The following is a 24,499-nucleotide window of genomic DNA, read 5'->3' on the forward strand; positions in this document are numbered from 1 at the left end:
TGGCTTGCCGGTTTTATTCGATGAGGTGCTCCCTATCCTGTGCCTTGCGCAGGTGCAGCGGGCACTGCATCGGTGCAAGTCCCGGCAGACATGAAAAGGGCCGCTTCGCGGCCCATCCCGGCACAAGGCCGCTCCTACAAAACCCGTGCACGGACCCTGTAGGAGCGGCCTTGTGTCGCGATGGGCTGCGCAGCAGCCCCTATGCCAGCCATGAGCGGCCCCGGTCATGACAGCGACCGCTGGCGATCAGTGCTCCTCGCCGTCGTCCTCATCACTGCCGTCGACCTTCATCCCCAGTTCCTTGATCTTGCGAGTCAAGGTGTTGCGGCCCCAGCCCAACAGCACCGCCGCATCACGCCGACGCCCGGCCGTGTGCTTGAGGGCGGTCTCGATCATGATCCGCTCGAAGCTCGGCACGGCGCTGTCGAGCAGGTTCGACTGACCGCGGGCCAGGGCCTGGTCAGCCCACTGGCGCAGCGCCTGCTCCCAGTTGGTGATCGGTGCCGCGTCGTGGGGCAGGTTGAGCAGTTCTGGCGGCAGGTCGCTGATCAGCACTTCGCGGCTCGAGGCCATCACCGTGATCCAGCGGCAGGTGTTTTCCATCTGACGCACGTTGCCCGGCCACGGCAGGTTGCGCATGAACTCTTCGGTTTCCGGCTTGAGCAGTTTCGGTTCGACTGCCAGCTCCCGTGCCGCTCGCCCCAGGAAGTGACGGGCCAGCGCGGGAATGTCCTCGCGCCGGTCGGCCAGGCGCGGGATATGGATGCGGATCACGTTCAGGCGGTGGAACAAGTCTTCGCGGAACTTGCCGGCCTGCACCAGCGATTCCAGGTTCTGGTGGGTCGCGGCGATGATGCGCACGTCCACCTTGACCGGTAGGTGTCCACCGACCCGGTAGAACTCGCCGTCGGCCAGTACGCGCAGCAGGCGCGTCTGGGTGTCGGCGGGCATGTCGCCGATTTCGTCGAGGAACAGCGTGCCGCCATCGGCCTGCTCGAAGCGGCCGCGGCGCAGGTTGGCCGCGCCGGTGAAGGCACCTTTTTCGTGGCCGAACAGCTCCGACTCCATCAAGTCCTTGGGAATCGCCGCCATGTTCAGGGCGATGAACGGCGCGGCGGCGCGCGGGCTGTGGCGGTGCAGGGCGTGGGCGACCAGCTCCTTGCCGGTGCCGGACTCGCCGTTGATCAGCACGGTGATGTTGGAGTGGCTCAGGCGACCGATGGCGCGGAACACCTCCTGCATCGCCGGCGCCTCGCCGATGATCTCCGGGGTGCGCGCCAGGGTCGGCGGGGCTTGTAGCGCCTGCTGTTCCTGGGCGTGCTGGTTGGCGCGCTTGACCAGCGCCACGGCCTCATCGACATCGAATGGCTTGGGCAGGTACTCGAAGGCGCCGCCCTGGTACGACGCCACCGCGCTGTCCAGGTCGGAATGGGCGGTCATGATGATCACCGGCAGGCGCGGGTGCGCTTCGCGGATCTGCGCCAGCAGGTCCAGGCCGCTGGTGCCGGGCATGCGGATGTCGGAGATGATCACGTCCGGCTGTTGGCGGGCCAGGCGTCCCATGACCCCGTCGGCGCTGTCGAAGCTCTGGGTGGTCATGCCTTCCTGCTGCAGGGCCTTTTCCAGGACCCAGCGGATGGAACGATCATCGTCGACGATCCACACGGTTTCACTACGGCTCATGGGGCTGTGGCTCCTTGTTCCAGGGGCAGGAAGATCGAAAAGGTGGTGTGGCCAGGGTGGCTTTCGCACTCGATCAGCCCCTGATGCTGACTGATGATGTTCTGGGTGATGGCCAAGCCCAGCCCGGTGCCGTCCGGGCGTCCGCTGACCATCGGATAAAAGAGGGTGTCCTGCAGTTGCGCGGGGATGCCGGGGCCGTTGTCGGTGATTTCGATGCGCGCCACCAGGCGGTGGCGCACGTGGCCGATGGTGAACTGGCGCACGGCGCGGCTGCGCAGGGTGATGCGGCCCAGGCGCAATTCGTTCTGGCCGTTGATCGCCTGCATGGCGTTGCGCACGATGTTGAGCACGGCCTGGATCATCTGCTCACGGTCGATCAGCACGTCCGGCAGGCTCGGGTCGTAGTCGCGCACCAGGGTGATGCTGCCTTGGGCTTCGGCGTCCACCAGGCTGCACACCCGCTCCAGCACTTCGTGCACGTTGGTCATCGCCAACGACGGCAGTTTGTTCGAGCCCAGCATGCGGTCGACCAGATTGCGCAGGCGGTCGGCCTCTTCGATGATCACGTTGGTGTAGTCGCGCAGACCGTCCTCGGGCAGTTCGCGGGCCAGCAGTTGCGCTGCGCCGCGAATCCCGCCCAAGGGGTTCTTGATTTCGTGGGCCAGGCCACGCACCAGCATCTTGGTGGTTTCCTGCTTGCTCAGTTGCGCCTCTTCCTTGGTGATGCGCAGCAGCCGATCACGCGGGTGCACTTCGAGCAGCAGCAGGGTGTTGCCCTGATGCAGGATGGGCGTGACAGCGTAGTCCACGGTGATGCTCTGGCCGGTCAGGGAGGTCAACTGGGCTTCGCGCTTGGTGAACGGATGCGCCTGCTCCACGGCCTGGCGCAGGGAGTGCAGCGCTTCGGTCGATTCGGTGAACAGTTCGCTGATGAACTGGCCGTGGCTGCGCTGACCGCTGACTGCCAGTAGCATTTCGGCCGCCGGGTTCATGTACTCCAGGCGCAATTCGCTGTTGAGCAGCAGGGTCGCGGTGGTCAGGTTGTCCAGGAGCAGTCGGTGCTGTGCATCGCTGATGGTCATGGTGCGTTGTCGACCTCTATTGGCGCTGTTCCGGCCCGCATGCCTCAAGGAAGCAGACGGGTCAGCCGCTGGTTGCCCTGGAAAATGCAAGAAACAAACCAAGGCTCCGAAAAGAAGCGGAATTGGCCGATGAAGCGCGGGTTGTGCGCAAAATCGGCTCAATAATTCACGCTTTATCGATTCAACTGACCTGATTTGGGCTGCACCGCAGGGCGTTCAGCTATTTGTTGCACCAATATAGAGCATTGCTCGTCAGCCGCGTGGGCAGAGGCTTGCGGTGGCGCGGATCAGCATGAGGCGGCGAGTGGCATCGCTGGAGCGCAGGCCGATGGCCTTGGCCAGTGCGTGCTCGCAGTGCGCGGGCCGGTGGCGGTCGAAACGCGCCAGGCGATCAAGCATCTGCGCCTGCAACAGGTCCAGTTGTGGGCGAATCTCACGGGTGAGGTCCAGGCGTGGAATGTCTGGCGCGGCTTCCACCAGGCTCCACTGGCTGAGCAGATGGTACTGGCGCAGCTTGTCGGCCTCGATCTGATCGCTGAAGAACAGGGTCGCGCGTTGCGGGCTGACCTTATAGCTCGATGCGGCCTTGCGCACTCTTTCCAGCACCTGCTGCTCGCGAGCGCTGTCCTGCACCGGCTGGCCGCTGTCCCACTTGTGCAGGGCCACGGCGTCGGCGATGGCCAGACGCTGCTCGATGCTGTCGAGCAGGGCCTCGAAGGTGGGGTCGGGATCCGGGGCTTTCAGGCAGCCGGTGAGGGCGAGGATGCACAACAGGCAGAGCGGGGTGAGGCGCATGGCGATCTCCTTGAAATGGGAGACCTGAGTGTGGCCAATGCCCTTTTGTGTACCAGTAGGACGCGTCCGAACCGCGTGACCGTAAAAATACAAACGGCTTCCCGAGGGAAGCCGTTTGGGTTGATCGCTACGGCGCAAGCGCCGCAGTCATCAGACGCTGTAGTACAGGTCGTATTCCAGCGGGTGAACGAAGGTGCGCACCTTGATCTCTTCTTCGGACTTCAGCTCGATGTAGGCATCGATGAAGTCGTCGGAGAACACGCCGCCTTTGGTCAGGAAGGCACGGCCCTTGTCCAGCTCTTCCAGGGCTTCTTTCAAGCTACCGCAGACCTGCGGGATTTCCTTGGCCTCTTCAGGCGGCAGGTCGTACAGGTTCTTGTCGGCGGCATCGCCTGGGTGGATCTTGTTCTGGATACCGTCCAGGCCGGCCATCAGCAGGGCGGCGAAGCACAGGTACGGGTTGGCGGCCGGGTCCGGGAAGCGCGCTTCGATGCGGCGAGCTTTCGGGCTGGACACGTAAGGAATACGGATCGAGGCCGAACGGTTGCGGGCCGAGTAGGCCAGCATGACCGGCGCTTCGAAGCCAGGCACCAGACGCTTGTAGGAGTTGGTGGCCGGGTTGGTGAAGCCGTTCAGGGCCTTACCGTGCTTGATGATGCCGCCGATGAAGTACAGGGCGGTGTCGGACAGGCCGGCATAGCCTTCGCCGGAGAAGGTGTTCTTGCCGTCTTTGGAGATCGACATGTGCACGTGCATGCCCGAGCCGTTGTCGCCGTACAGAGGCTTGGGCATGAAGGTGGCGGTCTTGCCGTAGGCATCGGCCACGTTGTGCACGCAGTACTTCAGGGTCTGAACTTCGTCAGCCTTGGTGACCAGGGTGTTGAACTTCACGCCGATTTCGTTCTGACCGGCGGTGGCCACTTCGTGGTGGTGCACTTCGACGACCAGGCCCATTTCTTCCATGGCGTTGCACATGGCGGTACGGATTTCGTGGTCGTGGTCGCACGGCGGAACCGGGAAGTAGCCGCCTTTGACGGCCGGGCGGTGGCCCTTGTTGCCGCCTTCGACGTCCTGGTCGGTCATCCAGGAGCCTTGCTCGGAGTAGATCTTGAACATCGAGCCGGAGATGTCCGACTTGAACTTGACCTGGTCGAAGATGAAGAACTCAGGCTCAGGGCCGACGAATACGGTGTCACCGATACCGGTGGACTTCAGGAACTCTTCGGCGCGCTTGGCGATGGCGCGTGGGTCGCGGTCGTAGCCTTGCATGGTGGAAGGTTCGATGACGTCGCAGACCAGGATCAGGGTCGGCTCTTCGGTGAACGGGTCGAGCACGGCGGACGAATCGTCCGGCAGCAGGATCATGTCGGAGGCTTCGATGCCTTTCCAGCCTTCGATGGAGGAGCCGTCGAACATCTTGCCGGCTTCGAAGAACTCATCATCCAGCGCATCGCGAGCCGGCATGGTGACGTGGTGCTGTTTGCCTTTGGTGTCCGTGAAACGCAGATCAATCCACTTGACGTCATGATCTTTGATGAGTTGAACCGACTTCGACATGTTGTCCTCCGGATGGTCTAGAGCGCGGTAGGCCGCTGCCCTGGAAAAAGGGTGTCGCCGGGCGCGGATAGTCGGCCAAGCTTACCTGCATCACAAGGGAGCAAATTGTATGCCAGTGCCCGAAAATGGCTAGGGCGGGATAAAAGGCGGCGTCCATAGGCATCTAAGGGCACCCTGCAACGGCGATATGCACCTAAAAAAGGCGTCATTCGCTGGCAATGCACTGATATGGTGCGTAGGTGGGGCAGGCGTGCTTTGTTTGAGGGCTGCGGCGATTCATCAGCCATCAGGCCGCTAAAAGCACTGTCAGACCGCCACGCGGCACCTATCTGTAAACCTCTGATCAAAAGTTGCTCAAATCTCTACCTGTTTCCGCTATAATTCGCGCCCCTCATTTTCGGCAGGCTCCGCGCGCGCTGTTAACCCAATGAAACTTATCGTCAAAGTCTTCCCAGAGATCACCATCAAGAGCCGGCCAGTGCGCAAGCGCTTCATCCGCCAGCTCGGCAAGAACATCCGCAACGTGCTCAAGGATCTGGATCCGGAGCTCGTGGTCAACGGTGTCTGGGACAATCTCGAAGTGGTCACCCGCCTCGAGGACGAGAAGATTCAGCGCGAGATGATCGAGCGCCTGACCTGCACCCCGGGGATCACCCACTTCCTGCAAGTGCAGGAGTATCCGCTGGGCGACTTCGACGACATCGTCGAAAAATGCAGGCAGCACTACGGTCATCTGCTGGCCGGCAAACGCTTCTCCGTGCGCTGCAAGCGCGGCGGTCACCACGATTTCACCTCGATGGACGTCGACCGCTACGTCGGTAGCCAGTTGCGCCAGCAGTGCGGCGCCGCCGGTATCGACCTCAAGCGTCCGGAAGTAGTGGTGCGCCTGGAGATCCGCGACCAGCGCCTGTTCGTCATCCACAGTCAGCACGACGGTATCGGCGGCTACCCGCTGGGCGCGCTGGAGCAGACGCTGGTGCTGATGTCCGGTGGCTTCGACTCCACCGTGGCGGCCTACCAGATGATGCGCCGCGGCCTGATGACCCATTTCTGCTTCTTCAACCTCGGCGGTCGCGCCCACGAGCTGGGGGTGATGGAAGTCGCTCACTTCCTGTGGAAGAAGTACGGCAGCAGCCAGCGCGTGCTGTTCATCAGCGTGCCGTTCGAAGAAGTGGTCGGCGAGATCCTCGGCAAGGTCGACAACAGCTACATGGGCGTCACTCTCAAGCGCATGATGCTGCGCGCCGCCGCGCGCATGGCCGAGCGTTTGCAGATCGATGCCCTGGTCACCGGCGAGGCGATTTCCCAGGTGTCGAGCCAGACCCTGCCGAACCTGGCGATCATCGACTCGGCCACCGACAAGCTGGTGCTGCGCCCGCTGTTGGCCAGCCACAAGCAGGACATCATCGACACCGCCTACCAGATCGGCACCGCCGATTTCGCCAAGCACATGCCCGAGTACTGCGGCGTGATTTCGGTGAACCCGACCACCCATGCCAAGCGTCACCGCATGGAGCACGAAGAGAAGCAGTTCGAGATGGCCGTGCTTGAACGCGCCATCGAGCGCGCCCGGTTCATCTCCATCGACCATGTGATCGACGAGCTGGGCAAGGACATCGAGGTCGAGGAAGTGGCGCAGGCGATGCCTGGCCAGATCGTCGTCGATATCCGCCACCCCGATGCCCAGGAAGACGAGCCGCTGGTGCTCGACGGCATCGAGGTGCAGGTCATGCCGTTCTACGCCATCAACAGCAAGTTCAAGCACCTGGACGACACGCGCCAGTACTTGCTGTATTGCGACAAGGGTGTGATGAGCCGTTTGCACGCACACCATCTGCTCAGTGAGGGACATGCCAATGTGCGTGTTTATCGTCCGGCATAAGACGCCAGGGCTGTATGGCGGCAGCATCCGCCATCGCCCTCCCGACCCACGGGCCCGCTGAGTCTGCTTTCGTACATATTCGCCGCCTACACTGGCGGCCACCGAATCCTCTGCACGAGATACAGTTGTGATCGAAAATCTGCGTAACATCGCCATCATCGCCCACGTTGACCATGGTAAAACCACCCTGGTCGACAAACTCCTGCGCCAGTCCGGCACCCTGGAACGTAACGAGCTCAACGACGAGCGCGTCATGGACTCCAACGACCAGGAAAAAGAGCGCGGCATCACCATTCTGGCGAAGAACACCGCCATCAACTGGAATGGCTACCACATCAACATCGTCGACACCCCCGGCCACGCCGACTTCGGTGGCGAGGTCGAGCGTGTGATGTCGATGGTCGACTCGGTGCTGCTGCTGGTCGACGCCCAGGACGGCCCGATGCCGCAAACCCGCTTCGTGACCAAGAAGGCCTTCGAAGCCGGCCTGAAGCCGATCGTCGTGATCAACAAGGTCGACCGTCCGGGCGCGCGTCCTGACTGGGTCCTGGACCAGATCTTCGACCTGTTCGACAACCTCGGCGCCACTGACGACCAACTGGACTTCCAAGTGGTCTACGCCTCGGCCCTGAACGGCATCGCCGGCCTGGACCACACCGCCATGGCCGAAGACATGACCCCGCTGTACCAGTCGATCGTCGACAACGTACCTGCGCCTTCGGTTGACCGTGACGGTCCGTTCCAGATGCAAATCTCCGCACTGGACTACAACAGCTTCCTCGGCGTCATCGGCGTTGGCCGTATCGCCCGTGGTCGCGTCAAGCCGAACACTCCGGTGGTCGCCATCGACACCGACGGCAAGAAGCGCAACGGCCGTATCCTCAAGCTGATGGGTCACCACGGTCTGCACCGTGTGGACGTCGAAGAAGCCCAGGCCGGCGACATCGTCTGCATCAGCGGTTTCGACGAGCTGTTCATCTCCGACACCCTGTGCGCACCGGACGCGGTCGAAGCGATGAAGCCGCTGACCGTCGACGAGCCCACCGTTTCGATGACCTTCCAGGTCAACGACTCGCCGTTCTGCGGCAAGGAAGGCAAGTTCGTCACCAGCCGTAACATCAAGGACCGTCTGGACAAAGAGCTGCTGTACAACGTAGCCCTGCGCGTTCAAGAGACCGACTCCCCGGACAAGTTCAAGGTCTCCGGCCGTGGTGAACTGCACCTGTCGGTACTGATCGAAACCATGCGCCGTGAAGGCTTCGAGATGGCCGTAGGCCGTCCTGAAGTGATCATCCGCGAAGTGGATGGCGTCAAGCAGGAACCGTTCGAGAACGTCACCATCGACATTCCTGAAGAATCCCAGGGCAAGGTGATGGAAGAGATGGGCCTGCGTAAGGGCGACCTGACCAACATGGTGCCGGATGGCAAAGGCCGTGTGCGTCTGGAGTACAACATCCCGGCCCGTGGTCTGATCGGTTTCCGTAACCAGTTCCTGACCCTGACCAACGGCGCAGGCATCCTGACCTCGATCTTCGACCGCTACGACACCATGAAGTCGGGCCAGATGTCCGGTCGTCTGAACGGCGTCCTGGTGTCGGTCGAAACCGGCAAGGCTCTGACCTACTCGCTGGAAACCCTGCAGGCGCGCGGCAAGCTGTTCGTCGAGCACGGCCAGGAGATCTACAACGGTCAGATCATCGGTCTGAACAGCCGTGACAACGACCTGGGCGTGAACCCGACCAAGGGCAAGAAACTGGACAACATGCGTGCTTCGGGCAAAGACGAAGTCATCGCCCTGGTTCCGCCGGTTCGCCACACCCTCGAGCAGGCCCTGGAATTCATCCAGGACGACGAGCTGTGCGAAGTGACGCCCAAGTCGATCCGTCTGCGCAAGAAGATCCTGGACGAAGGCGAGCGTACCCGCGCTGCCAAGAAAGCCAAGAACTGAGTCAGCGCTGGCTGAATGAAAACGCCCCCGGTCGAAAGGCCGGGGGCGTTTTTTTAGCGGCAAGCGGCAAGCGGCAAGCGGCAAGCGGCAAGTGTGCGGTGGGCTCACTGGGGTGAGCTAGGCGCCGAACTGCAAGGCGTTGGTCAGATCGCCCATGGGCTGCTGACCGCGAGCGATCATCGCCTCGTCGCGGTGCTTGAGACCTTCCAGGGTTTCCAGTTTGAACACCCGCGTGATGAAGCGCAGGATCGAGCCAGTGTCGTACACGGTGTGGTCGACCGTACCTTTACGGGCGAAGGGCGAGACCACCAGTGCGGGAATCCGTGAGCCAGGGCCCCATCTGTCGCCTGCCGGCGGGGCGACGTGGTCCCACCAGCCGCCGTTTTCATCGACGGTGACGATCACCACCATGTCGTTCCATTGCGGGCCTTCTCGCAGCACCTTCAGCACGCGGTTGATATGCCGGTCGCCGGACGCGACATCGGCATAGCCGGCGTGCATGTTGAGATTGCCTTGGGGCTTGTAGAAGGTCACCGCAGGCAGCGTTCCGGCTTGCGCGTCACGTAGAAACAGATTGGTGGCCGGCGTGTCCCCCAGCCCTGCGTCGCGCAGTCTTCGCGTGCGCTCGGCGGGATTTTCAGGTCCCTGCTGCTGGAAGTAATTGAACGGCTGGTGATGGAACTGGAAGTTGGGGATCTTCGGAATGCCGCCCGAATCCTTGAATTGCTCCAGGGTGGCTTGCCAGGCGCCCGCGTACCACGCCCAGTCCACGTTCTTTTTGGACAGCTTGTCGCCAATGTGTTCGTGCGTCTGCGCGACCATGACATTGGGCAATCCGGATTTGGAGTAGTCCGGGCGTTCTGGATCGCGTATCCATGTGGGCCAGTAGGGCGGCGCCAGGGTGTTCACGCCGTAGCCATCGGGTGTCAGGGCGCTGGGGCCAAACTGTGGAGGGCCGTCCATGGCGCTGGCAGGCGAGGTGGGAAGCGGCTTGAGGCGCGGGTCGGTCGGGTCGTCGGACTGCAGCGTGGCGATCTGCGACTTGGCGACCGAGTTCAGCGCATCTGGGTAGTAGGGCGGTCTGGCTGCCACCAGATAGTGGTGATTGAGGAACGAGCCGCCGAAAGCACCCTGGAAGAAGTTGTCACAGAGCACGAACTCCTTGGCGACATCCCATAAGCGCAGCTCGTAGCGCGACTGCGCATAGTGGCCCATCACCAGCCCGCCCGAATCGCCCCAGGCGACGAACCCGTCGTTCTTGCCCCCGTTTATCTGCATCTGGTTCTGGTAGAACACATGCCACAAGTCGCGGGTCACGAGACTGAACGGCAAGTCTTCGCCCTGTGGACCTTTCAGCGCGAAAGGTGCGTTGGGCACGTTGTCCTGAAACGCCTGCCCGGTGGGGTAAGTCACGCCATCCACGGTCTGAGGCCCGACGTGCAGCACCCCTCCCCAGGGTGCAGGCAGCGACGGTAACGCGCTGCCATCTCGGTCGAGCTGGCGATAATCGGCTGGCGCCAGCGACGACAGCGGCTTCTGCAATCCGGGGAAGTCCGCGAACAGGTTGTTGAAGCTGCGGTTCTCGGCATAGATCACCACGACGGTCTTGACCTGCCGTTGCAGCGCCTCGTCCAGTTCCACCGCGCCCAGCGGCGGGCGGCTGGGCGCCGTGCATGGCTTCTCGGTGTCCTCGCAAGCGCCCAGGGTCAGGCCGACCCCCAGCAGTGCGGCACCGCCGATGAAGCGTCTGCGGTTGGGGTCTTGAGGCGAAGGGCTTGGTGTCACGCCATCGCGTTTGTCTTTGGGGGTGTCTGTCATGCTGGTGATTACCTGAGGTCTGCACGTGTCCACGATCTACTGGGCAGAGTAGCGAGCGCAGATGACTGAAAAAAAACACGGGTCACTGCACGCCAGTGACCCGCTCGCGATCAGTTCTTGCGCACGATCCGCCCGGCGCTGTGCGTGGCACCGACGGGGATCGCTTGTTGTTCGCGGTCGCGCAGATAGGCCAGCATCGCGTCCAGGTCGATCCGCTTGCTGTCGACCACATTCGTGCCTTGCTTGAACACCGAGAAGCGCTCCGCGCCTGCCGCCAGGAACGAGTTGGCGACGATGCGATAGCGCGTGTTCATGTCCACCGCTCGCCCCTCCAGGCGCAGGCTGCCGGGTACCACGTAGCTGCCGGCTGGACGTTTGGCATCCCATTGGTAACTGAATCCCTGGGAAATCTGCAGTATGTTGCTGTCGCTGGCGCCGAACTGCTGGTTGAGCAAGGCCAGCAATTGTTCGCCCGTCAGGTCCATCAACACCAGGGTATTGCCGAAGGGCTGCACGCTGGCGACTTGCGCATAGGTCAGGCCCCTGCCAGGGGACTGTTGCAGATCGGCGCGAATGCCGCCGACATTCATGAAGGCGATCTGCGCGCCCCACTGGCGGGTCATGGCCAGTTGCGAATCGGCGACCAAGTCGCCTAGTGGAGACTCACCGTTGCGCTCCTGGCGCTCGCTCACCAGGGGCACGGCGATGCGCCCGGCCGGCGCCTCGAGCACGGCTGCGCTACGCGCCTCAACCTCTTGCTCAAGGGCGGCGAGTTTGGCGTTCTGTGGATAACGCTGAGGATCGGCCAGCAGGTTGTGCGCGGTGACGGCGGTCACCGCATGGGTGCCGGGCGTGACACGCAGGGTCAACTGCGTCAGCAGGTGGCCGTAAGAGCCGCCTTGGCTGACCGACAATTTACCCACCTTGCACAGGTAGCCCTGGTGCGTATGGGCGGTGAGCAGTGCGTCCACCGCCGGATCCAGGCGCTGCGCCACCTCGACGATGTCGCCCTTGAGCTGGCTGCAATCGCTTTGGTCGAACGCTTCTGGCGTACTGCCGCCCTGGTGCACCATGGCGACGATGGCGTTCACGCCTTGGGCCTTGAGATCAGGGATCACACGGTTGATCGCTTCGGCTTCGTCGCTGGCCTGCAATCCTTGCATGCCCTTGGCACTGACCACCTGCGCCACATCGCGCAACACCGCGCCGACGAAGGCGATCTTCACCCCACGGCGCTCCTCGATACGGTAGGCCGCGAACAGCGGCTTGCCGGTGTCGGTGTCGACGAGGTTGGCAGCGATGTATGGGTAACCGCCGCCGGCGAAATCAGGCCGGAAGGTGCAGGCCTGTTGCGGTCGATTGGATTGGCAGCCGCCGTTGATCTGTCGCAGCAGTTCGGCTTTGCCATTGTCCAGTTCGTGGTTGCCCACGGTGCTGAACAGCAGCCCCATGTCGCGCAAGGCCTCGAGCGTGGGTTCATCGGCCCACATCGCCGAAATGGCCGGGCTGCCGCCGATCAGATCGCCATTGCCGACGAACAGCAATTGCGGGTCTTGGGCGCGCAGTTGGTCGAGCATGCCGCCCAAGGTGGCGATCCCTCCGGCGGCGAGGCTGTGCTCGGCGCCGCTGGCATCCTTGTAGCGCCAGGGATTGGCCTGAAGGTAGCCGTGCAGGTCGTTGATGGCGACGATGTTGATCTCCACCGGTTCGCTCGGTGCGACGCTGGGCGTCTGGCTGCAGGCGGCCAGCGCCGCGCACGCCAGCATCGCCGCCAGGCCGCGAGCGTGACGCAGGGCAGTGGACAGGCGCAGTTTTCTGTCGGACGAAGTAAAGGCTTTCACGTGTGAACTCTCGTAGTCCGGCCTCAGGCCGTGCGGTAGTGCGGTGCCTGCACGGGCGTCAGCTCGGCGGGCGCCGTCACCCGAGCACCCATGGAGGCACGGATCAGCAGCATCTTGAGCTGGTCGTTGATGCGCTCCAGGCGATCCTGGAACAGGTTGTGGAAGACCACGCAGAACAGGGCGATGGCGATGCCCAGGCCGGTGGCATAGAGCGCTGTGCCGATGCCGGCGGAAATCTGCCCTGGGTCGGACACACCGGCGCTGGCCAGTGCCTTGAAGGTGTCGATGATGCCCAGGATGGTGCCAAGCAGTCCGAGCAGCGGGGCCGCCGTGACGATGGTCTCGACGATCCACAAGCTGCGCGCCAGGGGCGCCCGGGAAGCGAGATACTGGGTTTCGACGACGTCGTCCAGGTCCTTGCGGCTGCCACCAGCGTGTTTCTGTTTAAGCACTTCCCGGACCATGTCCATGGGCAGGCTCTTGCGTGCGGTCACCTCTTCGCTCAAGCCGCGTTCGTTCTGCACGGCCGGGGTGAGTTGCGCCAGCAGCCGGGCAGCCTGCTTGCGTACGTAGGTGAAATACAGCGAGCGTTCGATGATGATGAACACGGCGATCGCCAGCGCGCCGTACATCACATAGAAGGTCACATCGTGCATCAGGTCGGTGTTCATGAAAGGCTCCGCTTGAGGTTGCGTCAGAAGTTGGCTTCGAGGGCGACGGTCACGGTGCGCTCCACGCCTACGATGTAGGCCGGGTCGCCGTCGCGGAAACCGCTGTAGGTGGCCGAGTTGGTCTTGGTGGTGTAGACGCCGTCGAGGTATTTCTTGTCGAACAGGTTGTCGACGTTCAGGCGCAGCGTCGCGCTCTTGAACACGCGCTTGTCGACCGGCAGGTAGACGCCGGCGCCGAGGTTGAAGACCACGCGGCCGGGGATGCTCTCGTCGTTGGTCAGGTCGCCATACAACTTGCTGGTGAGCTTGCCGCCGAAGGTGCCGTAGTAGCGGCCGTTGTCGTAGCCGATGTTGGCGGCGAGCATGTGTTCGGGCACGTTGGCGAACTGCTTGTCGGCGGTCGGCAGGGTGATCGCCGCACCTTTGTTGAACACTTGCAGGTCGTCTTTCTGCTTGGAGCGGGTGTAGGTGTACGAGGTGTAGTAGTTGAAGTCATGCGGCAGCAGGCCGCTCCACTCCAGTTCCAGGCCGTAGTTGTCCACGGCGCCGGCATTGATGTCGGCAGCGTCGCCATTGATGTCCTTGGACGACACCTGGCGGTTCTTGAACTGCATGTAGAACAGGCTCGCCGACAGGGTCATGTCCGGCTCGACGAAACGCCAGCCCAGCTCGTGGTTCCAGCTGGTTTCAGGCTTCAGCCCGATGGACTCGGGCGAGTTGTCGTACAGCGCGTAGTTCTGCGGGATGCGCATGTTGCGCGACACGCTGTAGAACACCTGGTTGCGGTCGTCGACCTGGTACTTCAGGCCCGCGTTGGGCAGGAATTTGTTGTAGGTCTGGTTGCGGTCCACGGGCGCTTCGGTGAGGCTGCCGTGGTTGTGGCCCTTGCGCTCCACATTCATGAACGACAGGCCGGCGTTGAGGGTCCAGTCGCTGTTGATGTACCAGGTGTCCTGGGCCCAGATCTTCTGCGCCGGGGTTTCGGTGAAGCGGTTGCGGCCCTGGACGATCTGGCCATTGGCGTCGCTCACGCGGTGGCTGTCCGGCCAGATGCTGTCGGGCTTGCCGGCGGTATCGATGCCGATGAAGGGCTGGGTCTGGCGCTGACGCGCATCCTCGAACCAGTAGCCCAATTGCAGGCTGTGTTCGCCCAGGTCCCAGTTCAGCTTGGTGGTGATGCCTGGGCGCCAGGTCTGGGTGCGTGACAAGCGATAGTAGACACCGCTGTTGGGCGTGCCGTCGGCATTGTAGGTGGCGGCCGAGGCCAGGTTGCTCAGGTCGTACACGCCGCTGGCGCTTGAGCCGCTGTTGAGCGCGGAGGTGGAACTGCCGCCACCACCGCCATTGCCGTAGTAGTAATACGGGATGACGTCCATGGAGACGTTGTCGGCGAGTTTGAAATGGGTGTTGAACACCGCCGTGAAGGTTTCGAACGGGTTCTGCGCCAAGCCATAGTAGCTGGTGATCTTGCCGCTGCCGTTGCGCGCGGCCACCGAAGGGTAGGGGTCGTAGCGGCGCCCGAACTGGGTGTACTGGCTCTTGGTCAACTGGCTGTAGCTGTTGTTTTCCTGCTTGTGGTACTTGAGGATCAGGTTGGCCGTATTGCCCTCGCCGGCGTCGAAGAAGCTGTTCCATTCCACCTTGTTGGCGCGCACCGCCCCATCGCCGCGCCACTTGTCACCCTCTTCGTGCGACACCGACAGCCAGTTGCTCAGGCCGTTGATCTCACCGGTATTGAGGCGCGCGAAGGTCTTGCGGGTTGCGTTGCTGCCGATGCTTTGCTTGACGAAGGCACCGGTTTCCTTGGTCGGGCGAAGGGTCACCAGGCCGATGTTGCCGCCACTGGAGCCGATGTGCGGGCCGTCGGCTTCCGAGGCGCCCTGGGTGACGAAGATCTGTTCGATGTTCTCCGCGTCGCCCAGCAGGTTGGAGTACAGCGCATAGTTGCCCGAGTCGTTGATCGGCATGCCATCGACGCTCATGCCGACCTGATCGGAGTTCATGCCGCGCATGGTGAAGCGAAAGCCCGACAGGCCGGTGGCGTCTTCACTGGAGATGTTCAGGCCGGGGGTGTACTTGAGCTTGTCGACGGCGTTGCCGGTGGCGGTCTGCTTGTCCAGTGCTTCCTTGGTCACGGTCGAGCGGGATTTGGCGCTGTCCTCGGGGACCATGTAGCCCCCGCCCTGGGTGGCCTTGCCTTCGACCTTGATGGCGCCGATGTCGGACTCGGTGCTGTCGGCGGCATAAGCCATGCCGTGGGCGAGGCCGGCCGTCATCAGGGCGAGGGTGAGCTTGCTGAACTTCATCACGGGTTTCCTGTGTATCGGTGCTATTGCACGCGGTAGTTGAAGGTGGCGGTGAAGCGGTGCTGGGATTTGCCGCCGAAGGCCTGCTCCGGGAACGGTTTGACTTGCTTGATGCGCTTGAGGCTGGTGGTGGCGGCGCGGTTGAGCAGCATGCTCGAAGCCGGTGTTTCGATACCCGAGTCGAGGACGTTGCCGGCCCTGTCCACCAGCATCCACACCACCACATCGCCGGTGGGTCGTTCGAGGGCCGCCTGGCGGCCGGTGGGGTATTGCTTGAAACGCTCCATGTCGCTGCGCAGGCCCTGCATGTAGCCGCCTTCGAGTGCGGCGACATCGACCTTGGGCGCGGCAGGTGCCGGGGGCGCTGGCTTGGCCGGTTCCGCGGCCGGGCGCACGGGGGCACTGGCCACGGGCGTCGGCTGTGGCTGTGGCACTGGCTTGGGCGCGGCTTTGGCGACGACAGGCTTGGGGGTTGGCTTGGGCTTCGGCGCAGGCTTAGGCACCGGCTTGGGCACGACCGGTTCGGGCGGCGGCAGGGCGGCCTCGGGTTGTTCTTCCACAGGGGGCGGCGGCGGTGGCGTTTCCACCGGCGGCGGTGGGGGCTCGGTGACCGCAGGCGCAGGCTCTTCGGGCGGCGCGGGCTCGACCAGCGCCACCTCGACTGCCGATTCGTCGTACACCGGTTCGATCTTCAACGGCTTGGTATTGACCGCCACCAGGATCGCGGCGATGGCCGCCACGGCCGGTACGGCACCCAGCCATTGGCGGCCGCGATAGAGGAAATAAAGTGTCATGGCTTGCGGGTAGCGATGGAGATGGAGGTGAAGCCGCCTGCGCGCAGGGTGTCCATGACCTCGACCAGTCGCGCCACCTCGACGCCCTTGTCGCTGTTGATGATGATCACGGTCTTGGTGTCAGGCTTCTCCAGGCCCTTCAGGGCCGGCACCAGTGCGTCCACGCTGGTCGCTTGGCCATCGAGCTGCAGCTCGCCATTCAGGCCCAGGGTGAGAATGGACTTGTTCTGCGGCTTGAGCTGCTGCGCGGTGCTGGCGCTGGGCAACTGGGTCTTCATGCCCAGCGCCGGAATCACGTTCAGGCTGATCAGTACAAAGAACACCAGCAGGAACATCATCACGTCGATCATGGGGATCAGTTCGATGTGTGCCTTGCGCTTGGTTGGCTCGTCCCAGGCTCTCATGAAGCCTCCTCGTCTCGATTGGAGGGGCGACACTAGCAACCAATAATGAACAAAAAATGACCAGCCTTGAAAGATTGAAAAGGCTCTAGGACGGGCTTTTTGACGGTTCCATTAACTTTTTTGTGATGTCATGAAATGGACTTGCGCGGCTGCCATCCTGCGCCGATTTGATCAGGCGGACAGATTTTCATGGGCACTGAATCCGGCCTCCCGGACCTTGGCAGACGACGCCTTCTCACCGGACTGGCAGTCGGCGGCAGCTTGGCGTTGATCGGTCCCTACGCCCGTGCAGTCGGCATCGAGTACCCCTTCACGCTGGGCGTGGCCAGTGGTGATCCACTGCCCGATGGCTTCGTGATCTGGACCCGCCTGGCGCCGGTTGGTCGATTGCAGCCCGAGCGCCAGGTTCCAGTGCGCTGGACCGTCGCCACCGATGAAGGCATGCGCCAGGTGGTGCGTCGCGGCGAGGCCCTGGCCCAGGGCGGCTTGGCGCATTCGGTGCATGTAGAGGTGTCCGGCCTGCAGCCTGGTCGGCCCTACTGGTACCGCTTCGAAGCCTTGGGCGAGCAGAGCCCTGTCGGACGATCACGCACCGCGCCTGCCGCCGACAGCCTGGCCCCGGCGCACTTCGGGTTCGCCTCGTGCTCGCATTACGAGCTGGGCTACTTCAGCGCCTATCGGCACCTGGCGCAGGAGCAGGCAGACCTGGTGTTCTTCCTGGGCGACTACATCTATGAAGGCTCCTACGCCGCCGGCTCAGCCAAGATCGTCCGTGCCCACGACGTGGCCGAGGCCAGCGACCTGGCCGGGTATCGCGCGCGCTATACGCAATACAAGCGCGATCCCGACCTGCAAGCGCTGCATGCCAGCGCGCCCTGTGTAGCGACCTGGGATGATCACGAGGTGCAGAACGACTACGCCAACCGCTGGTCGCAGGACGCTGGCGTCAGCCCGCACGCCTTCCTGCGTCGCCGCGCGGCGGCCTACCAGGCGTTCTACGAGCACATGCCGCTGCGTCGCAGCAGCGTGCCGCGCGGCGCCGACATGCGCGTCTACCGCCGCATCGATTTCGGTCAGCTTGCGCGCTTCCACGTGCTCGATGGCCGCCAGTACCGCAGCGAACAGCCCTGCATTCCAGCCAACGGCAGCCATCGCGGGCATGTCGCCGCGCTCGACTGCGCGGACCTGTCAGACCCCCGTCGGACGATGCTCGGCTGGAAGCAGGAGGCCTGGCTGCAGGACGGGCTGGCGCGGTCCCGAGCCCGCTGGAACGTCATCGCCCAGGATTTGCTGGTGGCGCCGATGCTGCAACGCGCTGCCGACACCCAGGCGCTGGGTCACTGGACCGACGGCTGGGACGGCTATGCGGCTTCACGCCAACGGGTGCTCACCGCGATCGACCAGACGAAGGCGCTCAACCCGGTCTTCTGGGGCGGGGATATCCATTCGTTCTGGACCACCGATCTGCACCTGGACAGCCAGGACCCTGCCTCGAAGGTGGTCGCCACCGAATTCGTCGGCACCTCGGTGACCTCCGACGGCCCGCCCTATGAAGCGTTCAACGCCGTGCTGCCGCTCAATCCGCACGTGAAGTTCTTCGACAGCCGCCAGCGCGGCTATGTCTCGGTAACCTTGGAGCCGCGACAAATGACAACGCGCTTCCAGGTGATTTCAGAGCGCCGCGATCCCGCAGCGACGATCTCCACGTTGAGGCGCTTCGTCGTCGAAGACGGCCGCGCAGGCGCCCAGCCCGGCTGAGGCAAAGCCTATGACGCCCTCAAAGCCCTTGCTCTTGCTCCTTCTTGCCGCTTGCCGCTCGCCACTTCAAACTTTCTTCGGCTTGTAGGCGCAATACCCCGGCCGTGGTCCGACCTTGGGATGATTGCGGCAGGTGTCCGGGCGCTTGTCATAAATGGTGCACAGCCGGCTCTTGCGGTCCAGATAGAGGCAGTCGTCGTTGCTCATGCGGGTCAGGGTAAAGATCCCCGACTTCTGATTGAAACGCTCGATGATGCCGTCTTTCTGCAGGCGCTTGGCGACGTTCTTCGGCGGCTCGTCCTTTTCGAATTCGTCCACCACGCCGATGCGGATCAAGTCCTTGATCTTCACTTCCACCGGCAGCGTGCAGCAGGTCGAGTGGCAGCCCCCGCACATGTGGCTGGCATAGCGTTGCCAGGTTTCCAGGCGGTCGACTTCGGCGGCGGCAATCAGGGTCGGTTTCATCGTTTTCGGGCGGATCTGGGGCTGAGGGCGCGCGATCATACCGGAGTTGTACAAATTATGTACAACCTTTTGCCGGATACCCCGGCTAGGCATGAAAACTGCGAACCGTCATGTCAACGCCCTGTCGAAGGGTCTAGTCTCATCACTCTCCCTTGCGTATTCGTCAACTTGCCCGAGGATGCCCGATGTCTCAGGAACCCAAAGCGCGTGACGCCGAGGTGGCTGCTTTTCGCACCGCTGTACTGGACAAACTGACCTACGCGGTCGGCAAGGATCCGGAACACGCCTTCGACCACGACTGGTTCGAAGCCATCGCCCTGGCCGCACGCGATCACATGGTCGATCACTGGATGGATCACACGCGCCAGGCTTACCGGCGCAGTCAGAAGCGGGTCTATTACCTCTCCCTGGAATTTCTCATCGGTCGCCTGCTGTACGACAGCCTGAGCAACCTGGGCTATCTGGAGATCGCTCGCGAAGCCCTGGAAGGCCTGGACGTGGACCTGGAGCGCATCCGTCTGCTGGAGCCCGACGCGGCGCTGGGCAACGGTGGCCTGGGGCGGCTGGCCGCCTGCTTCATGGAGAGCATGTCGACCCTCGGCATCGCTGCCCATGGCTATGGCATCCGCTACGAGCACGGGTTGTTCCGCCAGGCCATCGTCGATGGCTGGCAGCAGGAGCAGACCGAGAACTGGCTGGATTTCGGCAACCCCTGGGAGTTCGAGCGCGCCGAGGTGATCTACCCGATCAGTTTCGGCGGCAGCGTCGAGACCCTGCATGACGCCCACGGCGTGGCGCGTCAGGTGTGGACGCCGGGCGAGACCGTGCGCGCGGTGGCCTACGACACGCCGGTGGTGGGCTGGCGCGGCTCCAGCGTCAACACCCTGCGCCTGTGGCGTGCGCGGGCGCTGGAAGAGCTGCACCTGGAGCGCTTCAACGCCGGCGACCACCTGGGCGCGGTGGCCGAGGTGGCCCGCGCCGAGAGCATCTCGCGGGTGCTGTACCCGGCCGACAGCACCGAAGCGGGGCAGGAACTGCGCTTGCGCCAGGAGTACTTCTTCGTCTCCGCCTCGCTGCAGGACCTGCTGCGCCGTCACCTGAACATGCACCAGAACCTGCTCAACCTGCCGGATGCGGCCGCGATCCAGCTCAACGACACGCACCCCTCGATCGCCGTGGCCGAGCTGATGCGCCTGCTGGTGGACCAGCACGAGATCCCGTGGGACACCGCCTGGGAGCTGACCGTCGGCACCTTGGCCTACACCAACCACACGCTGCTGCCCGAGGCGCTGGAGACCTGGCCGGTGGCGCTGATGGAGCGCATGCTGCCGCGGCACATGCAGATCATCTACCTGATCAACGCGTACCACATCGATGCGCTGCGCGCCAAAGGGCAGCATGACTTCGACGTGCTGCGCGCGGTGTCGCTGATCGAGGAAGACAACGGCCGGCGCGTGCGCATGGGCAACCTGGCGTTCCTCGGTTCGCATAGCGTCAACGGGGTGTCGGCGCTGCACAGCCAATTGATGAAGAGCACGGTGTTCGCCGAACTGCACAAGCTCTACCCGCAGCGCATCAACAACAAGACCAATGGCATCACCTTCCGCCGCTGGCTGTACCAGGCCAATCCGCCGCTCACGGCCATGCTGGTCGAGGCGCTGGGCGCCGGGCTGCTGGACGACCCGCAAGGCGGGCTCAAGGCGCTGGAGCCGTTCGCCGAAAAGAACACCTTCCGTAAACAGTTCGCGGCCCAGCGCCTGCACAGCAAGCGCGCCCTGGCCAGCATCATCCAGGACCGCGTCGGCGTCACGGTCAATCCCGAGGCGCTGTTCGATGTGCAGGTCAAGCGCATCCACGAGTACAAGCGCCAGTTGCTCAACCTGCTGCACACCGTGGCGCTGTACCAGGCCATGCGCAACGATCCCGGCACCCAGTGGGCGCCGCGGGTGAAGATCTTCGCCGGCAAGGCGGCGGCCAGTTATCACCAGGCCAAGCTGATCATCAAGCTGACCAACGATATCGCCCGGGTGGTCAATAACGACCCGACCGTGCGCGGCCTGCTCAAGGTGGTGTTCCTGCCCAACTACAACGTCAGCCTGGCCGAGAGCATCATTCCGGCGGCGGACCTCTCCGAGCAGATCTCCACGGCCGGCTACGAGGCGTCCGGCACCAGCAACATGAAGTTCGCCCTCAATGGCGCGCTGACCATCGGCACGCTCGATGGCGCCAACGTCGAGATGTGCGAGCAGTTGGGCGCGCAGAACATGTTCATCTTCGGCCTGACCGCGCAGCAGGTGGAAGCGCGCAAGCGCGCCGGCGACTTCGGCGCCACGGCGGCGATCGACGCCTCCGGGCGCCTGGGCGATGTGTTGCAGGCCATTCGCAGCGGGGTGTTCTCGCCGGACGATCCGGGGCGCTACGCCGGGCTGATCGACGGTCTGATCGCCTACGACCGCTTCCTGGTCTGCGCCGACTTCGACGCCTACTGGGATGCCCAGCGGCGTGTCGAGGAGCTGTGGCACGCGCCGCAGGACTGGTGGCGCATGGCGGTGCTCAACACCGCGCGGATGGGCTGGTTCTCCTCGGACCGGACCATTCGCGAGTACGCGACCGATATCTGGAAGGCCTTGGATTGAGCTCAGGCCGCGCCGGTGAACCTGCATCTGTCGGCCAGCAGGATCGCCGGCACGGCTGAACTCCCGACCTTATTCGTCGTCTCACTGCCCAGCCCCACCTCGACGCTCGCTAGGGCGCAGCTCTCCCTGTAAACTGCGAGGGTTTTTACCCCCTCTTCCTTTTCGGAGCCATACATGTCCCGCGTTACCCTGAGTCGCTATCTGATTGAGCAGACCCGCAGCAACAACACTCCTGCCGATCTGCGCTTCCTGATCGAAGTGGTGGCGCGCGCGTGCAAGGAAATCAGCCACCACGTGTCCAAAGGCGCCCTGGGCGGCGTGCTGGGCAGCATGGGCACCGAAAACGTGCAAGGCGAAGTGCAGAAGAAACTCGACGTCATTTCCAACGACATCCTGCTGGAGGCCAACGAGTGGGGCGGCCACCTGGCCGGCATGGCGTCCGAGGAAATGGACAACGCCTACCAGATTCCGGGCCGTTATCCCAAAGGCGCCTATCTGCTGGTCTTCGACCCGCTGGACGGTTCGTCGAACATCGACGTCAACGTCTCGGTCGGCACCATCTTCTCGGTACTGCGCTGCCCGAACGAGTACCTGAGCCAGAACGAAACCCTGAACGAGAACGCCTTCCTGCAGCCAGGCACCGAGCAGGTCGCCGCCGGTTATGCCATCTACGGCCCGCAGACCATGCTGATCCTCACCCTGGGCAACGGCGTAAAGGGCTTCACCCTGGACCGCGAGCTGGGCAGCTTCGTGCTCACCCACGAAAACATCTGCGTGCCGGAAACCACCGCCGAGTTCGCCATCAACATGTCCAACCAGCGTCACTGGGAAGCCCCGGTCAAGCGCTACGTCGACGAGCTGCTGGCCGGTGAGACCGGTCCGCTGCAGAAGAACTACAACATGCGCTGGATCGCTTCGATGGTAGCGGACGTGCACCGCATCCTCACCCGTGGCGGCCTGTTCATGTATCCGCGCGACGCTCGCGAGCCGAGCAAGCCGGGCAAGTTGCGCCTGATGTACGAAGCCAACCCGATGTCCTTCATCATCGAGCAGGCCGGTGGCGCATCGACCAACGGTTACGAGCGCATCCTCGACATCAAGCCGGAGAGCCTGCACCAGCGCGTGTCGGTCATCCTCGGCTCGAAGCAAGAGGTCGAGCGCGTCACCGCCTATCACAAGGAGTAAGACATGCTCGCACCTTGGCAGCCGTTGCTGGAGTGGTGGTTCGGTTGGGGCAGCAGTGCCCAGGCCGTGGCTGACGAGAAGAGCACGCTGTGGTTCGGCAAGCACCATGACGCCGACGCCCAGGCGCTGTTCGGCGATCAGGTCGAGCAGGCCCTGGCCGGTGGGCTCGAGGACTGGCAGCAGAGCCCGCAAGGCTGGCTGGGGCTGCTGCTGCTGCTCGACCAGCTCCCGCGCATGATCTACCGCGACACGCCGCGCGCCTTCGAGGGCGACCGGCGTGCGCAGGTGGTGGCCATGCAGGGTCTGCAAAAGGGCTGGGATTACCAGTTGCTGCCGATCCAGCGGGTGTTCGTGCTGCTGGTGCTGGAGCACGCCGAGGTGCTGGACTGGCAGAACCTGAGCGTGGAGCGCTACCGCGCGCTGCTGGACGAGCAGCCCGAGGCCAACCGTCGTCTGTTCGAAGGCTTCCTCGACTACGCCGAGCAGCACCAGCGAGTGATCGAGCGCTTCGGTCGCTTCCCCCATCGCAACCTGGTGCTCGATCGTCCCAGCACCAGCGAAGAGATGGATTTCCTGCTCGAACCGGGCTCCCGGTTCTGAGTTGACGGGGCCCGCTTCCGGGCTCCGTTTTCCCCTTGCATCGCCCTTGACGCACCGCGCTTACACGCGGTGCGTCGTGGTGGGCGTGTGCCGACGAACGGTCTGATACGAAAGCAGGCTTGTCAGGGAACCGGGGAGGCATTTTCGCTTCTAAGGGCTCTGCAGGCCGTCTCGCCTGTTGCATTCATCTCCAGGAGAGCCCTTCATGTCGTTGCGTTCTATCGCCCTGCTGTCGTTGATGGTCGTGCTGACCGCGTGCAGCAAGATCAACCAGGAAAACTACGCCAAGCTCAAGGCCGGCATGACCAAGGTCGAGGTCGAGCAATTGCTCGGCACGCCGAAGGAATGCTCCGGTGCGTTGGGTATGAGCAGTTGTACCTGGGGCGACGAGAGCAGCTTCATCAGCGTCCAGTACGCCGCCGACAAAGTGCTGATGTACTCCGGGCAGGGCCTCAAATGAAGCGCTGGCCTGTGCTGCTGGCGCTGGGTTTGGCGCTGGCGCTGGGCGGCTGTGCGAGTTCGTCGGTGGATCCGCTGGCGCCCAAGACCGCCGGCCACGTCGACCTCAAGCGCTATCAGGGCAAATGGTACGAACTGGCGCGCTTGCCGATGCGCTTCCAGCAGGACTGCGCGCAGTCCGAAGCCCATTACAACCTCAAGCCCGATGGCAGCCTGGGCGTGCTCAATCGCTGCCGCACCGAGGGTGACGAGTGGCTGCGCGCCGAGGGCCATGCGGGCATTGAAGAGCCGGGGCACACCGACAAGCTGTGGGTGGAGTTCGACAATTGGTTCAGCCGCCTGGTGCCGGGCCTGACCCGCGCCGACTACTGGATTCTGTACGTGGACGAGCACTACCAGACGGCAATCGTCGGCAGTCCGAACCGTCGCTACCTGTGGATCTTGTCGCGGACCCCGAGCCTGCCGGCCTGGCAGCGCGAGCACTTGCTGTCCAAGGCGCGCCAGCAGGGCTATGACACCAGCCGGCTGGTCTGGCGTGTGTCGGACAAGCAGATCGTCGCCCGGCACTGATCGGTGCGAATCGCGCGGCCCTCTACTGAAGTGGCCGCGCTTCAC

General features: G+C 63.5%; 19 protein-coding genes. 8 read left to right on the top strand and 11 right to left on the bottom strand.

Annotated features, from left to right (window positions below):
- Positions 1–246: 246 nt before the first annotated feature.
- The 4 genes from ntrC to glnA all read right to left on the bottom strand — a co-directional run bounded on the left by ntrC (position 247) and on the right by glnA (position 5,117).
- A complete protein-coding gene (gene ntrC / locus NJ69_RS20560; RefSeq protein WP_039582669.1) occupies positions 247–1,683 on the bottom strand; it encodes a nitrogen regulation protein NR(I) in 1,437 nt (478 codons plus the stop codon).
- On the bottom strand, positions 1,680–2,765 hold the full coding sequence (gene glnL / locus NJ69_RS20565) for a nitrogen regulation protein NR(II) (protein WP_039582670.1): 1,086 nt from the start codon (positions 2,763–2,765) through the stop codon (positions 1,680–1,682). The genes ntrC and glnL overlap by 4 nt, the downstream gene beginning before the upstream one ends.
- A 252-nt stretch (positions 2,766–3,017) precedes the next feature.
- A complete protein-coding gene (locus tag NJ69_RS20570; RefSeq protein WP_052192177.1) occupies positions 3,018–3,560 on the bottom strand; it encodes a chorismate mutase in 543 nt (180 codons plus the stop codon).
- Between the two features lie 150 nt (positions 3,561–3,710).
- Entirely contained in the window at positions 3,711–5,117 is a 1,407-nt protein-coding gene (gene glnA / locus NJ69_RS20575; protein ID WP_039582672.1) for a glutamate--ammonia ligase, read from the bottom strand.
- A 427-nt stretch (positions 5,118–5,544) separates the two neighbouring features.
- Here glnA and thiI point away from each other — a divergent pair, with 427 nt between their 5' ends.
- Both thiI and typA read left to right on the top strand, forming a co-directional pair.
- On the top strand, positions 5,545–6,999 hold the full coding sequence (gene thiI / locus NJ69_RS20580) for a tRNA uracil 4-sulfurtransferase ThiI (protein WP_039582674.1): 1,455 nt from the start codon (positions 5,545–5,547) through the stop codon (positions 6,997–6,999).
- Between the two features lie 127 nt (positions 7,000–7,126).
- The gene (gene typA / locus NJ69_RS20585) at positions 7,127–8,947 is read left to right on the top strand and encodes a translational GTPase TypA (RefSeq protein ID WP_039582676.1); all 1,821 of its coding nucleotides are present in this window, start codon (positions 7,127–7,129) and stop codon (positions 8,945–8,947) included.
- 117 nt (positions 8,948–9,064) lie between these two features.
- Here typA and NJ69_RS20590 read toward each other — a convergent pair whose 3' ends face one another.
- The 6 genes from NJ69_RS20590 to NJ69_RS20615 all read right to left on the bottom strand — a co-directional run bounded on the left by NJ69_RS20590 (position 9,065) and on the right by NJ69_RS20615 (position 16,781).
- Positions 9,065–10,765, bottom strand: a complete 1,701-nt coding sequence (locus tag NJ69_RS20590) for an acid phosphatase (protein WP_039582678.1) — start codon at positions 10,763–10,765, stop codon at positions 9,065–9,067.
- A gap of 110 nt (positions 10,766–10,875) precedes the next feature.
- Positions 10,876–12,531 carry a bifunctional metallophosphatase/5'-nucleotidase gene (locus NJ69_RS20595; RefSeq protein WP_052192242.1) on the bottom strand — a complete coding sequence of 552 codons (1,656 nt, stop codon included), beginning with the start codon at positions 12,529–12,531 and terminating at the stop codon, positions 10,876–10,878.
- A gap of 98 nt (positions 12,532–12,629) precedes the next feature.
- Positions 12,630–13,277 (bottom strand): MotA/TolQ/ExbB proton channel family protein, encoded by a 648-nt coding sequence (locus NJ69_RS20600; protein ID WP_039582680.1) that lies wholly within the window; start codon positions 13,275–13,277, stop codon positions 12,630–12,632.
- A 23-nt stretch (positions 13,278–13,300) separates the two neighbouring features.
- Positions 13,301–15,583, bottom strand: a complete 2,283-nt coding sequence (locus NJ69_RS20605) for a TonB-dependent receptor (RefSeq protein WP_039582682.1) — start codon at positions 15,581–15,583, stop codon at positions 13,301–13,303.
- Between the two features lie 23 nt (positions 15,584–15,606).
- Positions 15,607–16,377, bottom strand: coding sequence for an energy transducer TonB family protein (locus NJ69_RS20610; protein WP_039582684.1), 771 nt, complete (start codon positions 16,375–16,377; stop codon positions 15,607–15,609).
- The gene (locus NJ69_RS20615; protein ID WP_029614708.1) at positions 16,374–16,781 is read right to left on the bottom strand and encodes an ExbD/TolR family protein; all 408 of its coding nucleotides are present in this window, start codon (positions 16,779–16,781) and stop codon (positions 16,374–16,376) included. The genes NJ69_RS20610 and NJ69_RS20615 overlap by 4 nt, the downstream gene beginning before the upstream one ends.
- Before the next feature lie 189 nt (positions 16,782–16,970).
- On the opposite strand from NJ69_RS20615, the gene NJ69_RS20620 reads away from it, so the two are divergent.
- Positions 16,971–18,539 carry an alkaline phosphatase D family protein gene (locus NJ69_RS20620; RefSeq protein ID WP_039582686.1) on the top strand — a complete coding sequence of 523 codons (1,569 nt, stop codon included), beginning with the start codon at positions 16,971–16,973 and terminating at the stop codon, positions 18,537–18,539.
- 66 nt (positions 18,540–18,605) lie between these two features.
- On the opposite strand, the gene NJ69_RS20625 is transcribed toward NJ69_RS20620, so the two are convergent.
- Positions 18,606–19,004: a YkgJ family cysteine cluster protein gene (locus NJ69_RS20625; RefSeq protein WP_029614709.1), complete on the bottom strand. Its 399-nt coding sequence runs from the start codon at positions 19,002–19,004 to the stop codon at positions 18,606–18,608.
- Positions 19,005–19,189: 185 nt separating this feature from the next.
- Between NJ69_RS20625 and NJ69_RS20630 the strand changes: the two genes are divergently transcribed.
- The 5 genes from NJ69_RS20630 (at position 19,190) to NJ69_RS20650 (ending at position 24,454) form a co-directional block, all read left to right on the top strand.
- Positions 19,190–21,640 (top strand): glycogen/starch/alpha-glucan phosphorylase, encoded by a 2,451-nt coding sequence (locus NJ69_RS20630; protein ID WP_039582687.1) that lies wholly within the window; start codon positions 19,190–19,192, stop codon positions 21,638–21,640.
- Positions 21,641–21,814: 174 nt separating this feature from the next.
- Positions 21,815–22,825 carry a class 1 fructose-bisphosphatase gene (locus NJ69_RS20635; RefSeq protein WP_039582689.1) on the top strand — a complete coding sequence of 337 codons (1,011 nt, stop codon included), beginning with the start codon at positions 21,815–21,817 and terminating at the stop codon, positions 22,823–22,825.
- 3 nt (positions 22,826–22,828) lie between these two features.
- A complete protein-coding gene (locus NJ69_RS20640; protein WP_029614710.1) occupies positions 22,829–23,425 on the top strand; it encodes a DUF924 family protein in 597 nt (198 codons plus the stop codon).
- A gap of 205 nt (positions 23,426–23,630) precedes the next feature.
- The gene (gene bamE / locus NJ69_RS20645) at positions 23,631–23,885 is read left to right on the top strand and encodes an outer membrane protein assembly factor BamE domain-containing protein (protein WP_029614711.1); all 255 of its coding nucleotides are present in this window, start codon (positions 23,631–23,633) and stop codon (positions 23,883–23,885) included.
- Positions 23,882–24,454 carry a lipocalin family protein gene (locus tag NJ69_RS20650; protein ID WP_039582690.1) on the top strand — a complete coding sequence of 191 codons (573 nt, stop codon included), beginning with the start codon at positions 23,882–23,884 and terminating at the stop codon, positions 24,452–24,454. Before bamE ends, NJ69_RS20650 begins: the two co-directional genes overlap by 4 nt.
- Positions 24,455–24,499: the final 45 nt, after the last annotated feature.

Origin of the sequence: Pseudomonas parafulva (assembly GCF_000800255.1) — a bacterium.
GTDB lineage: Bacteria > Pseudomonadota > Gammaproteobacteria > Pseudomonadales > Pseudomonadaceae > Aquipseudomonas > Aquipseudomonas boreofloridensis.

What these genes read in the sequence shown, in the direction of transcription:
- ntrC (WP_039582669.1), bottom strand. Translation starts at nt 1,683, where the DNA reads ATGAGCCGTAGTGAAACCGTGTGGATCGTCGACGATGATCGTTCCATC.
- glnL (WP_039582670.1), bottom strand. Translation starts at nt 2,765, where the DNA reads ATGACCATCAGCGATGCACAGCACCGACTGCTCCTGGACAACCTGACC.
- NJ69_RS20570 (WP_052192177.1), bottom strand. Translation starts at nt 3,560, where the DNA reads ATGCGCCTCACCCCGCTCTGCCTGTTGTGCATCCTCGCCCTCACCGGC.
- glnA (WP_039582672.1), bottom strand. Translation starts at nt 5,117, where the DNA reads ATGTCGAAGTCGGTTCAACTCATCAAAGATCATGACGTCAAGTGGATT.
- thiI (WP_039582674.1), top strand. Translation starts at nt 5,545, where the DNA reads ATGAAACTTATCGTCAAAGTCTTCCCAGAGATCACCATCAAGAGCCGG.
- NJ69_RS20590 (WP_039582678.1), bottom strand. Translation starts at nt 10,765, where the DNA reads ATGACAGACACCCCCAAAGACAAACGCGATGGCGTGACACCAAGCCCT.
- NJ69_RS20595 (WP_052192242.1), bottom strand. Translation starts at nt 12,531, where the DNA reads ATGCTGGCGTGCGCGGCGCTGGCCGCCTGCAGCCAGACGCCCAGCGTC.
- NJ69_RS20600 (WP_039582680.1), bottom strand. Translation starts at nt 13,277, where the DNA reads ATGAACACCGACCTGATGCACGATGTGACCTTCTATGTGATGTACGGC.
- NJ69_RS20605 (WP_039582682.1), bottom strand. Translation starts at nt 15,583, where the DNA reads ATGAAGTTCAGCAAGCTCACCCTCGCCCTGATGACGGCCGGCCTCGCC.
- NJ69_RS20610 (WP_039582684.1), bottom strand. Translation starts at nt 16,377, where the DNA reads ATGACACTTTATTTCCTCTATCGCGGCCGCCAATGGCTGGGTGCCGTA.
- NJ69_RS20615 (WP_029614708.1), bottom strand. Translation starts at nt 16,781, where the DNA reads ATGAGAGCCTGGGACGAGCCAACCAAGCGCAAGGCACACATCGAACTG.
- NJ69_RS20620 (WP_039582686.1), top strand. Translation starts at nt 16,971, where the DNA reads ATGGGCACTGAATCCGGCCTCCCGGACCTTGGCAGACGACGCCTTCTC.
- NJ69_RS20625 (WP_029614709.1), bottom strand. Translation starts at nt 19,004, where the DNA reads ATGAAACCGACCCTGATTGCCGCCGCCGAAGTCGACCGCCTGGAAACC.
- NJ69_RS20630 (WP_039582687.1), top strand. Translation starts at nt 19,190, where the DNA reads ATGTCTCAGGAACCCAAAGCGCGTGACGCCGAGGTGGCTGCTTTTCGC.
- NJ69_RS20635 (WP_039582689.1), top strand. Translation starts at nt 21,815, where the DNA reads ATGTCCCGCGTTACCCTGAGTCGCTATCTGATTGAGCAGACCCGCAGC.
- NJ69_RS20640 (WP_029614710.1), top strand. Translation starts at nt 22,829, where the DNA reads ATGCTCGCACCTTGGCAGCCGTTGCTGGAGTGGTGGTTCGGTTGGGGC.
- bamE (WP_029614711.1), top strand. Translation starts at nt 23,631, where the DNA reads ATGTCGTTGCGTTCTATCGCCCTGCTGTCGTTGATGGTCGTGCTGACC.
- NJ69_RS20650 (WP_039582690.1), top strand. Translation starts at nt 23,882, where the DNA reads ATGAAGCGCTGGCCTGTGCTGCTGGCGCTGGGTTTGGCGCTGGCGCTG.